This window comes from Streptomyces sp. NPDC017890 (assembly GCF_044328675.1).
Lineage (GTDB): Bacteria > Actinomycetota > Actinomycetes > Streptomycetales > Streptomycetaceae > Streptomyces.
This window is the reverse complement of record NZ_JBIRHU010000017.1, coordinates 202,159-213,349: the sequence shown is the minus strand read 5'-3', so window position 1 is coordinate 213,349 and position 11,191 is coordinate 202,159. Positions and strand designations below refer to the sequence as shown.

Genomic DNA, 11,191 nt, shown 5'->3' with positions numbered 1-11,191 from the left:
ACCGCTCCCCGGTACACACCTCCAGCCACCGCGGAAGCCCCGAGCAGCAGAAGACGCGTCCGCACCCGTCCGCTCGCGCCTCTCACACGGAACAACAGGGAGGCCGCCAACCCCCAGCAACCGGCGGCCGGCCCCAAGAACACCATCCCCACCACCCCGCCACCGGCGGCCCACAACCCGCCCAACGCCAGCACCGTTCCCACGAGACATGCCACGCCGACCGCACCCCAGGTCCCTGCCCAGCTCCGACGGCAGCGACCCTCCCGGGGCCCGAGCACATCCGGCGACTTCCCCAGCCCCGACATCAGGTGGCCTTCCCCCCGGTCCTCCGCCCGAAGGGACTCCCTCACAACCCCCGGATCCATTCGGAAACCGTAAAAGACCAGGCACCACCCCGAACGGAACCATCGGTTCATTCACCCGTACTGCGTAAGCCGCCCGGCGGATCGTGGAGTCAACGGCTGTACCGGGGCGCTCCCCGCGGACGGGGAGCTCAGGACGGCCTGACCGTCAGCACCCGGTTGAGGGCGCCTCCCGGCCGGGTGGTCAGGTCGTCCCAGGTGCCCTCCTCCACGACGCGGCCGGATTCCAGGACGGCGATCCGGTCCGCGCGGCGGATGGTGGCGGGGCGGTGGGCGATGACGACGGTCGTGCGCCCGCCTCCGGCGAGCGCGGTGGCGAGCCGGGCGTCGCCGGCGTTGTCCAGGTGGGCCGTGGTCTCGTCCAGCACGAGGACCCTGGGCTCGGCCAGCAGGGCGCGGGCGAGAGCGACACGGGCCCGCTGGCCGCCGGAGAGGGTGGAGCCGCGCTCCCCGACGAGTGCGTCCAGGGGGGCGATCCCGTCCACGCCGCACACCCGGGCGGTTTCGGCGAGGGCCTCGTCGTCCGCGTCCGGTGCGGCGAGGCGCAGGTTCTCCGCGAGGGTGCCGTGGAAGAGGGGCGTCTCCTGCCCCACGACGGCGACGGCACGGCGCAGTTCGGTGTCGGCCACGTCGCGGAGGTCGACGGGGTCACCGTCAGGGGGAACCAGCTGAACGGATCCCACGGTCGGGTCCCAGAAGCGGGCCAGCAGGTGGGCGCAGGTCGACTTGCCTGCCCCCGAGACACCGACCAGGGCGAGCGTCTGCCCGGCGGGCACCGTCAGGTCGACTCCGTCGAGCACGGGCCCGCCCCCGTAGTCGAACCCCACCCCGCGCAGTCGGACACCCAGCGGGCCCGGGGGAAGCCGGCGCGCGGCGGCGGGCGGCGGGGCGGGCGCGGGGGCCTTCACGGCCGCGTCGACGCGGGCGGCCGCGGCGCGCAGTGCCACCGCCTGGCTCAGCGACCTGGCCGACTCGGCGACCGGACCCAGTACCGACAGCGCCAGCGCCATGGCGGCCGGAGCCCACGCGCCGTGCAGCCGCCCCGAGGTCACGGACTGCGCGGCCGCGACCACTACGCCGAGGACCGCGAGCACGATGAGCAGATCACGGACGGCCGCGGCCATGGCCTCCCAGGTGGCCTCGGCCCGCTGTGCCGCACCCAGCCGCCGGCCCTGCTCGGCGAGGTGACGGCGCCGCTCGGCGAGCCTTCCGAAGGCGAGCAGTTCACGCAGGCCGTCGACGGTCTCCACGGTGTCGGCCGAGAGCTTCGCGGCCTCCGCCCTGGTGCGGGCCCCGCGCGTGGCCCGTCCACGGGCGTCGGCGAACGGAGCCGCGGCCAGGAGCACGGCGCAGGGCAGCACCGCCGCCAGCAGCCACGGCTCCACCGTGGCCAGCACGACCGCCCCGCCGGAGAACACCACGCCGGAGGCGAGGAGTTGGGCCGTGGTGTGAGCGTAGAAGAACTCCAGCGCCTCCACGTCGGCCAGCGCGGTGGCGGCCAGGTCCCCACTGCGTCGGCCGGCCACGCGGGCGGGGGCACTGCGGGCGAGCCCGTCGAAGACCCGCACGCGCAGCTCGGCCAGCACCCGGTAGGCCAGGTCGTGCGAGAGATCCATCTCGCGCCAGGTCATCAGGGCGCGTACGAGGACGAGCGCGGTCAGCACGGTGACCGTGCCGGCCGAGGGGGCCCGCTCCTCGATGACGGCGGTCCCGACGCTGTGCGCGGTCATCGTCAGCAGCGCAACCAGTGAACCCTGTTCGGCGAGTGCGGCGGCGCAGGTGCGGGCCGCCATGAGGCGGTGTCCGGTGAGCGCGGGCAGCAGGGCGCGCAGTGAGCCCCGCGGGGGCACGGAAGGGTCGGTGGTGCCGCGGGCCACGGGGGCGTCGGTGGTGCCGCGGGCCACGGACGGGTCGGTGGTGCCGCCCGGCGTCGCCGCGGTGGTGCGGGTGTCGATGGTGCTGCTCATGCGGCGAGCCCCTCTTCCTCGGTGCGACCGGCCTTGACGAGCTCCGCGTAGACGCCTGAGGCAGCCACGAGGGCGGCGTGTTCCCCGACGGCGTCCACGCGGCCGCCGTCGAGGACGACGATGCGGTCGGCGTGCCGGACGGCGGCGATCCGGTGGGCGACCAGCAGGACGGTCCGGTCTCCGGCGGCGTCGAGCAGTTCCCGGACGATGCGGGCCTCCCGGCGTTCGTCGACCGCGCTCGTGGCCTCGTCGAGGACGAGTACCCGGGCGTCGGCCAGCAGGGCCCGGGCGAGGGCGAGCCGCTGGCGTTGTCCGCCGGACAGGGTGGCGCCCCGTTCGCCGAGCACGGTGGCGTAGCCGTCGGGGAGGGCGGTGATCTCGTCGTGGATGCCGGCCGCCCGTGTCGCGTCGGCCATTTCCTCGTCCGTGGCGTCCGGCCGTGCCAGGCGCAGGTTGTCGGCGATGGTGGCGTGGAAGAGGTAGGTCTCCTGCGAGACGACGGCGATGCCCTGCCGCAGCGAGTCGAGTCCGTACGCGGCCACGTCGCGGCCGTCGACGGTGATCCGGCCGCGCTGCGGGTCGTGGTGGCGCAGGAGCAGGGCGAGCAGCGTGGATTTGCCGGCACCGGAAGGGCCGACGACGGCGGTGGTGCGTCCCGCCTCGGCGGTGAAGCTGACATCGCGCAGGACAGGGCCGTCGGCTCCGCCGTATCCGAACTCGACGTGGTCGAAGCGTATGTGCGGGGCATCCGGCCAGTGCGCCCGCTCCGTCGCCGGGTCGGGGACCTCCGGGTCGGCGGTGCGCAGTGCGGCGAGTCCGTCCGCCGCCGACGCTCCCAGGTATCCGGCGTGCCATTCGCGGGCCAGGTCGCGTACGGGCCTGAAGCACTCGGAGGCCAGGAGCAGCACCAGGTAGGTGCCGGTGGGTGTGGTGGAACCGGTGACGGCCGACCAGCAGGCGAGCAGCGCGGCGGCCACGGTGCCGCCCTGGACGGCAAGGTCCGTGAGGCCGGTGTCGACCAGTGACACGCGGAGCTTGGCGACGGTCGCCCGGTGCAGCGCCGCCGAGCGTTCCTCCAGTCGCTCGCGGGTGCGTCCGACGGCGCCCGCGGCCCGCAGCGCGGGCATGCCCTGCAGTGCTTCGAGGTAGTCGGCGCCCAGTCCCTCGTAGGTGTCCCAGTGTTCCTTGCCGCGCTCGGCGAGGAGCCGGTCCCAGGCGCGTGGCCCGAGCAGGCCGAGCAGCAGGGCGGGTACGAGGCCGAGCAGGGCGGCCGGTTCGACGGCGGCCAGGGTGGCGAGGAGCAGGGGCGGCACGGCGACGGTCACGAGGAGCTGCGGCAGGTAACGGGAGACGTAGGCGTCGACGCCCTCGACTCCGTCGACGAGGGTGGCGCGTACGGCCCCGGCGCGCGCGGTGGTCAGGTGTGCCGGGCCGAGCCGTCCGAGGTGGGCGAGGAGTTCGTCCCGCAGCCGCACCCTGACCCGGGCCCCGGCACGGGTGGCGGTGCGCCGTTGCCAGTGACCGAGCCCCGCACGGGCGGCGACGACGCCCAGCACTGCCCCGAGGAGCGGCGGGAGCCGGTCCGTGTCACCCCGGGCGACGTCGGCGAGGGCGATCGCGAGCAGCACGGCCTGCGCGAGGTGGGCGAGGGTGACGGCTCCCTGCAGGGCAGTGGCCGCGAGGAGGGGGCGCTGCGCGTGCCGTGCGGCGCGCCGCAGCTCGGGGTGGACGATCACGGGGTTCCCTCTCCGGAGTGGGTGGTGCCGAGGGCCAGGCCGTGGACGATCCAGTCCCCGCCCGGTGCGGCGCCCAGTGCGGCACCGAGGTCGGCCTGCTGCCAGGAGCCGACGGGGCGGCTCGCCAGGCCGTGCCGGCCGGCGGTCACGTGAGCCATGTGGACGGCGAAGCCGGCGCGCAGGTGGGCGCGGCGGATCCGCGGGGCTTCGGCGTCCGACGGGCAGCCGTGGCCGAGGAGCACGGCGCCCGTGTCCGCGATCCACGACTGGCCGGCGGCCCAGGCGGCGAGTGCGGGCCGGGCGTCCCCCGCGGCGAGGCGCCGCAGTGTGCCGTCGGCCGCCGGCTCGACGAGTCCCGGGTGTGGCGGCCCGACGGCGGCGCACCAGGCGAGCTCACCGGCGCTCGCCTCCACGGCGGCGGCCAGCACCGTCCGCAGGAGCCCCCGGGGTGGGGCGCCCCCGAGCGGGGGCCGGGCGCTGCGGCGGGCCGTCAGGTCGCCGGGCGCGGGGGCGCCGGCGACGCTTCGTGGCGTGTCGGGCGGCACGAAGCGCACTGCGGCGAGGGGGCTTTCGCTGCGCCCGTCGAGGTCGGCTGTCGCGTGCCCCACGCCCAGGGAGCGCGCCGCGAGCCACAGCGCCGCGGCGGCGTGCCCGGTGTCCAGCAGCAGCAGCGGCCAGGCACGGTGGCCGTAGTGGGAGATCGTGCGCCGCGCGGTGACGGTGAGTTCGACGGTCGCGCCGGGTCGCGGGTCGTCGGGTGCCGGGCCCAGACGGTGCACGAGGTGGCGCAACGGGTCGTAGCCGTAGTACCCGGGTGGCAGCGGGCAGTCGGTGCCCACGACGAGCCGGGCGTCCACCGGGTGCAGCGCGCCCGCGGACGGGGCGGGCCGCAGTCGTCCGGAGGCGTCCGAGGCGGCCAGGGAGAGGCGGAGCAGCCGGCCCAGGTCGAGCTGACCGGCGCCGGCGTCCGGCAGGGGACGCGCGGGTCCGGGCCACGGCCGGACGGCGGGCCCGGCGGGCGAGTCCGGTCCGGGCGCCTGCGGGCCGCGGGCTCGGGCGAGGGCGGTGACGAGATCCACGGGGCGGTCCTCACATGTGGGGCGGAGGAGCGAGCGTGAAGTCCTCCGGTGCGCTCGGCGCGGTCGTGCGCCAGCCGCGGGCGACGGCCGCGTCGGCGAGCCGCGGGGAGCCGAAGTACCCGAAAGCGGCCGGTGCGTTGGGTATGAGGCCGGAGACGAGGACCCGGGCGACGCGCAGCGCCGTGTGGGCCACGTCCTCGGTGGTGAGATCGAAGGTCATGACCCGGTGGCCCCCGTCGTGCAGCGCACGCTCCAGCCGGTCCCGGCTGCCGGGGGTGAGCGCGTCGACGGGCACGGTCCCGTGCGCCGGGTCGGTGAACCGCCGGGCCTCGGGCGTCATCCGCTCGTCGAGCCACACCTGTACGTGCGCGCCCAGGTCCCGTACGTGTGCGAAGTCCTCGCCGCACGCGTCGAGGTAGCGGCGGTCCGGTCGGTGGTCCAGGTAGAGGCCGCGGGCGAGCAGTCCCGCCTCGACGGCCTGGAACACCCAGCCGTCGGGACCGGTGAGGCCCTGGGTGAAGACCCAGGTGTGGACGGCCTCCAGTACGGCCTTGCGGGCGGCCTCGGCCGGGTCGTACTTGCAGGCGAACCCGGCGGCGTACAGGCCGAGCCTGGGGTCGTGGACGAGCGCGGCCACGCAGGGGGCGAACTCGGAGGGTATTTCGGCGAGATGGACGTCGAGGCCGGATCCGGCGAGGTCGTCGGCGAGGCCGGGGACGCTGGCGGGGTCGATGCCCCGGGTCGGGCCGTCGAGGTGCCACCACAGTTCGAGGGCGTCGCGTTCGACCGTCTCCAGGAGGCCGCGTTCGACGGCGTCGTCGAAACCCTGTCCGGTGGCGATGCCCGCGTAGTTGAGGTGGTGGGTGCGGGGCAGCGAACGCAGCTCGCCCTGCCGCCAGTTGAGGTGGGTGAGCGCGACCGGTGCCCAGACCTCGGCCCGCTCGCCGCCGGCCAGCCGTTCCTCGCCGCGCGTCCACAGGGACGGGGTGTCGGGGGTGAGGCGGCGGTAGGGGAACTTCTCGCGGGCGTACTGCCAGTCGGCGTAGGCGGGCACCTCGTCGGGGCCGTACAGCCGCAGGCCCTTCTCCACCAGTTCGGCGGCCGTGGCGCGCAGCGGGGCGTCGGGGTGTCCGGGCGGGGGTACGCGGTTGCCGCAGTACCGCTCGACGCCCTCGGCTATCGCGGCGATCCGGGCGCCCTCGGGGTCGCCGAAGGTGGTACCGAGCGACACCCGGTCGGCGGGCCACAGGCCGAGCCTGCGGGCGTCGGAGATCTCGGCGGTGAGCGCGGTGTAGCGGGGTGGCGCTCCCACGGGGTGCTCGACGGGCTTGACCTTGCGGACGATGCCGCACACGGGGTCGACCAGGGCTTCCAGCGGCAGGGCCGTCATCGCAGGATCTCCTGTACGGGATCGGTGGGGGTGGGGCGGGAGCGGAGCACGGGCAGCCGGAGCGCCACGTGCCCGGGGTCGACCTCGCGCCGGGAGGCGAGGAGCCGGGTGGCCGTGACCGGGTCGTCGCCGGTGTGCGGGTTGCGGGCGTGGGCCGGGAAGTGGTGGCCGGCGATCTCCAGGCGGAGCCGGGTGCCCGCGGTCAGCCGCCGGGCGAGCCGGCCGAGTCCCACGGTGAACTCGGCCGCCCGCCCCGGTGGTTCCGTGCGCCGGGCGACTCCGACGGCGAGCCGCTCGGCCGTTCCGTCGGGGGTGATCGCGACGAGCCGTGCCGCCCAGTCCGCGGACGGGGTGTCGGCGGCCGCGCGTATCCGGACCTCGGCGGGGCCGATCACGTCCAGGGGGCGCGGCAGGGGCGGTGTGACGAACAGGCCGCGGTCGGGCGTGCCCTGTGCGGGCACGGTCAACTCGTCGGACCGGGCGGGCCGTTCGGGGTCGGCCGTGAAGGCGGCCCCGCGCAGCTCCCGTACGGGCTGGGTGCGCGGCTCCCCCAGCGTCCCGGCGGGCACCCACAGGGGGCTGTCGCCCAGCGCGATCGCGCCGCCGTGTCCGGGCGCGAGGCCTCCGGTGAGGGCGAGCCGGGCCCAGCGGGCGTAGAGGTCGCCGAGGTTCACCCGGTGCGTGGGCCGGGCGTCGCCGCCTGGCGCGGAGAGCAGGCCGTGCCCCCAGGGCCCCAGAAGCAGGCGTGCCGAGGAACCTCCCCAGCGGTGCCACAGCGCGACGGTGTCCTCGGTGAAGTGGTCGTGGTGGCCGCCCACCGCGAGCAGGGGCATCCCGGCGCGTCCGGCCCTCGCTCCGAGCCGGCCGCGCTCGCGGTGCCGCCACAGGCCCGGCCAGGAGGGGAGGTCTCGGCCGAGTCGCGCGGGGAGGTGGGTCAGCGGCAGGTGGGTGAACAGGTCCGGATCCGTGGCCAGGGCTTTCGTGAGGGCGTCCGTGTCGGAGCCGCGCCGGTCGCCGTGGGCGGCCCACCACCCCGCACGGGCCGCCAGCCGTTCCGCGCCGGAGGGTTCGCGGGCCGTCTCGGCGGCGCCCAGCGCGGGTACGGCGGCGATGACGGCGTCGGGGCGGGCGTCCTCGGGCGCGTCGAGAGCGAGGGCGACGGCGCAGTGGGCGGCGTAGGAGGCACCGACCGCCACGAGACGCCCGTCGCTCCAGGGCTGCCGGCGTGTCCAGCGGGCGGTCACCGCGCCGTCGGCGGCCTCGTTGGCGTACGGGTGCCACTCCCCGGGCGAGGAGTGCCGGCCGCGTACGTCCTGGACCAGTGCGGCGAACCCGCGCCGGGCCCAGCCCCGTAGCTCGGCCCCGTGACGGCTCCGGTCGTAGGGCGTGCGGATGAGGACGGCGGGGAAGGGGCCGTCCGCGTCCGGGAGGCGGACGTCGGTGGCGAGGCCCTCGACGGCTGCGGTGAACGCCGTCATCCGGCGTTCCCCGGTATCGGGTCCACGTCGGGGACGGAACCGGGCACCGGCGTCCGGGCGACCTCGGGGACGGGCAGTACGGGGTGCTCGGTGACGGCCAGCGTACGCAGGTCGACGCACCGGAGGCGGCGCCGCGCGGGCAGTCCGCCGAGGTGGGGGGCGTCGGTGGCCCACCGGGTGAGGTCGGCGGCGAGCAGGGCCGCGACCAACGCGGCCGCGGGTGCGGTGAGGTGCACGGGCTCGCCGGAGGTGCGAGGCCCGTTCCAGTAGGCGGCCAGTTCGCGGTGCGCGGGCGTGGCGGCGAGCCGGCGGGCACGGACGTGGGCCGAGGTGACGTCCCCCGGAGCGGCCGCGAGGGGCTCCAGCCAGACCTGCCGGCCCTCGCGGTGACAGCGCAGCCAGGCGGTGCCGCGCCCGGGCAGCCGGTCGGCGGCGTCCCACAGCCCGTCGGGAACGGGGCCGTCGAGACACCAGACGACGGCGGCGGGCCCCGCGTCCGGTGCTGCCGGATGCGCGCGTACCACGTCGCCGGGCGTCAGGGCGGCCGCGCCCACCGCGTCGCCGGACACCGCCGGAAGCGCAACCCCCGCATCGCCGGACACCACCGGATCCGCTGCCGCCATGTCTTGGGGCTCCCCCGATCGCGGCCTGGCGCCCGAGGCCCGCAGGAGGGCGGCCAGCGGTTCGGTCAGGGCGGGGGCGCCCAGGAGCAGGACGTCCCGGCGCTCGGCGGGCCATTCGCCGCGCTCCGGCTCACCCGTCAGGTATCCGGCGCCGTCGAAGGCCCGCACGAGCCGGTCGAGTACGGCGTCCGGTTCGGCGGTGGAGCCGCCGGAGAGCCGGGAGAGCAGCGCGCCCTCGTCCGCTTCGCCCGTCCGTACGCTGAGGAACTCCCCGTCGGCCGTGCGGACGGCGAGCCCTCGACCGGGTACGGCGACTACGTCGACACCGGCTGCGAGCTGTTTGCGGGGCACGTCGGTTCTCCTGTCGGCAAGGTTTCTGAGCGGACGCGGGCGAAGCGGGCGTGGGCCCGCCCGCACGGTGACGGGCGGGCCCACGGTCGGGGTGCTTGGCCCCGCTTACTCCTCGGTGTCGTCGAACGGGTTCTCGACGAGCGCGTTGGAGTGGGAGGCCGAGTCGTGAGCCAGCTGGCCCGGGTCGGCGATCGGCGCGAAGACCTGCTCGTTGTCCATGAACTCTCCTTCGTCGCAAGGGAAGTGCGGCGTTCCGTTGAGCGCCGCACCACAATCTAATGAATATGATTTTCATATTCTAGGCCTGGGCGGTCCGAGAGAGGGTGATCTGGGTAACACACCGGCCAGCCGCCCTCGGGGTCCTGGCCGACCCGGCCCGCCACGTTGAGCACATCGGCGAGCAGCCCCGGGGTGACGACCTCCTTCGGAGTCCCGTCCGCCACCACGCGGCCGTCCCGCAGGGCGACGATCCGCTCGGCGAACCGTGCCGCGTGGGCCAGGTCGTGCAGCACCATCACCACGGTGAGCCCGCGCTCCTCGCGCAGGCGCACCACGGTCTGCAGCACGTCGAGTTGGTGGTGCAGGTCCAGGTAGGTGGTCGGCTCGTCGAGCAGCAGGACGCGGGTGTCCTGGGCGAGCGCCATCGCGAGCCGGACCCGCTGCCGTTCACCGCCCGACAGCGCGTCCACGTCCCGGTCGGCCCACTCCTCCACCCCGACGTCGCCGAGCGCCCGTCGTACGACGGGATCGTCGCCCTCGCGCAGCATGCCGAGCGGGCCGCGCGCCGCGTACCTCCCCTGCCGGACGAGGTGCCTGACGGTCATACCGGGGACGGCCGGGGCCGCCTGGTGCAGCAGCGCGACCCGCCGGGCGGTGGCGCGCCGGGAGAGGCCGGCGACGTCGTCGCCGCCGAGCAGGACACGCCCCTCGGCCGGCCGCAGCAGGCCGGCGGCCAGCCGCAGCAGGGTCGACTTGCCGCAGCCGTTGAGGCCGATGAGGGCGGTCAGCTCGCCGGGTTCGACGGTCACGTCGACACCGCGCAGCACGGGACGGCCGGGGTAGCCGAAGTGGACTCCCTCGGCGCGGATACCCACGGGTTCGGTCATGTTCTGTCCTTCGTCGACATCGGAACGTTCGGCATCAGAGCGTTCGTCACCAGAGCGTTCGTCACCAGAGCGTTCGTCATCAGAACGTTCGGCTCGGTGCCCGGCGTACGACGACCAGCAGCAGCACGGCTCCGAAGCACGTGGTGAGCGCCCCGACCGGCAGCGTGAGCCGTTCGGTGTCCAGCACGACGGCCAGCAGCCGCGACAGCAGCTGGGCCGCCGCGTCCGCACCGCTCACCACGGCCGCCCCCAGGAGGGCGGCACCGGGCAGCGTCACCCGCAGGTCGGCGCCGAACACGGCCAGCGCGAGGTGCGGTACGAGCAGCCCGACGAAACCCAGCGCCCCCACCGCGGCCACCGCACTCGCCGTCAGCGCCACGGCGCACACCAGGGCGAGGGTCCGGGCACGCGCGGCGGACAGCCCGGCCGCACCGGCGATCTCGTCGCCGCAGCGCAGCAGGGTCAGCGGCCCCGCCAGCAGCCAGGCCAGTACGCCCCAGGCCAGCGCCCACGGCCACAGCAGGTGCCAGTGCTGCCACACCCGCCCCTCGGTCGTGCCGACGAGCCACTGCACGACACTGCCGAGCTGCCCCGGCGCGACCAGCAGCACCATGGCGGTGAGCCCGCCGAGCACCGCCGACACCAGCACCCCGTGCACGGCGGTCTGCGCGGGGTCGCCCCCGCCACGGCCCGCGAGCAGCCACGTCAGCGCGGCCCCGGCGAACCCGCCCAGACACGCGGCGACGACGACGGCGAGGGGAGATTCCCAGCCCGCCAGCCCGAGACCGGTCGCGGTGACGGCACCCAGTACCGCGCCCGGGGTCACCCCCGTGACCTCCGGCCCGGCGAGCGGGTTGCGCAGGGCGGACTGGAGGATCAGGCCCGCCACGCCGAGGCAGGCCCCCGCACCGAGGGACACCAGCAGGCGGGGCAGGCGGAGTTGCAGCAGGATGTGCCGCTCCGTCGCGTCACCGCCCCCGCCGAGGACCTCCCGTACCACGGCCGGGGACATGCCTCGGCCGGCCAGCAGTCCACCGCAGGCACACACGACGAGAAGCAGGAGGAGCACTCCGAAACGCCGGCTCACCAAGCCCTCTCC

9 protein-coding genes are annotated in these 11,191 nt (G+C 75.8%); all 9 read right to left on the bottom strand.

Translation table 11 applies throughout. From position 1 onward, the window contains the following. Positions 1-493: 493 nt before the first annotated feature. The 9 genes from ACH4F2_RS23375 to ACH4F2_RS23335 all read right to left on the bottom strand — a co-directional run bounded on the left by ACH4F2_RS23375 (position 494) and on the right by ACH4F2_RS23335 (position 11,179). On the bottom strand, positions 494-2,329 hold the full coding sequence (locus tag ACH4F2_RS23375; RefSeq protein ID WP_398134651.1) for an ABC transporter ATP-binding protein: 1,836 nt from the start codon (positions 2,327-2,329) through the stop codon (positions 494-496). Next, complete coding sequence (locus ACH4F2_RS23370; RefSeq protein ID WP_398134650.1) at positions 2,326-4,065, bottom strand: ABC transporter ATP-binding protein/permease; 1,740 nt, start codon at positions 4,063-4,065, stop codon at positions 2,326-2,328. Before ACH4F2_RS23370 ends, ACH4F2_RS23375 begins: the two co-directional genes overlap by 4 nt. Then, on the bottom strand, positions 4,062-5,144 hold the full coding sequence (locus ACH4F2_RS23365; RefSeq protein ID WP_398134649.1) for a SagB/ThcOx family dehydrogenase: 1,083 nt from the start codon (positions 5,142-5,144) through the stop codon (positions 4,062-4,064). Before ACH4F2_RS23365 ends, ACH4F2_RS23370 begins: the two co-directional genes overlap by 4 nt. A 10-nt stretch (positions 5,145-5,154) precedes the next feature. Continuing rightward, complete coding sequence (locus ACH4F2_RS23360) at positions 5,155-6,534, bottom strand: YcaO-like family protein (RefSeq protein ID WP_398134648.1); 1,380 nt, start codon at positions 6,532-6,534, stop codon at positions 5,155-5,157. Next, positions 6,531-8,012: a CocE/NonD family hydrolase gene (locus ACH4F2_RS23355; protein ID WP_398134647.1), complete on the bottom strand. Its 1,482-nt coding sequence runs from the start codon at positions 8,010-8,012 to the stop codon at positions 6,531-6,533. The genes ACH4F2_RS23360 and ACH4F2_RS23355 overlap by 4 nt, the downstream gene beginning before the upstream one ends. Beyond that, positions 8,009-8,986: a hypothetical protein gene (locus ACH4F2_RS23350; RefSeq protein ID WP_398134646.1), complete on the bottom strand. Its 978-nt coding sequence runs from the start codon at positions 8,984-8,986 to the stop codon at positions 8,009-8,011. Before ACH4F2_RS23350 ends, ACH4F2_RS23355 begins: the two co-directional genes overlap by 4 nt. 105 nt (positions 8,987-9,091) lie before the next feature. After that, a complete protein-coding gene (amiA, locus tag ACH4F2_RS23345) occupies positions 9,092-9,205 on the bottom strand; it encodes a streptamidine family RiPP (protein WP_240661371.1) in 114 nt (37 codons plus the stop codon). Positions 9,206-9,261: 56 nt separating this feature from the next. Then, a complete protein-coding gene (locus ACH4F2_RS23340; RefSeq protein ID WP_398134645.1) occupies positions 9,262-10,092 on the bottom strand; it encodes an ABC transporter ATP-binding protein in 831 nt (276 codons plus the stop codon). Between the two features lie 79 nt (positions 10,093-10,171). Next, positions 10,172-11,179, bottom strand: coding sequence for a FecCD family ABC transporter permease (locus tag ACH4F2_RS23335; protein ID WP_398134644.1), 1,008 nt, complete (start codon positions 11,177-11,179; stop codon positions 10,172-10,174). Positions 11,180-11,191: the final 12 nt, after the last annotated feature.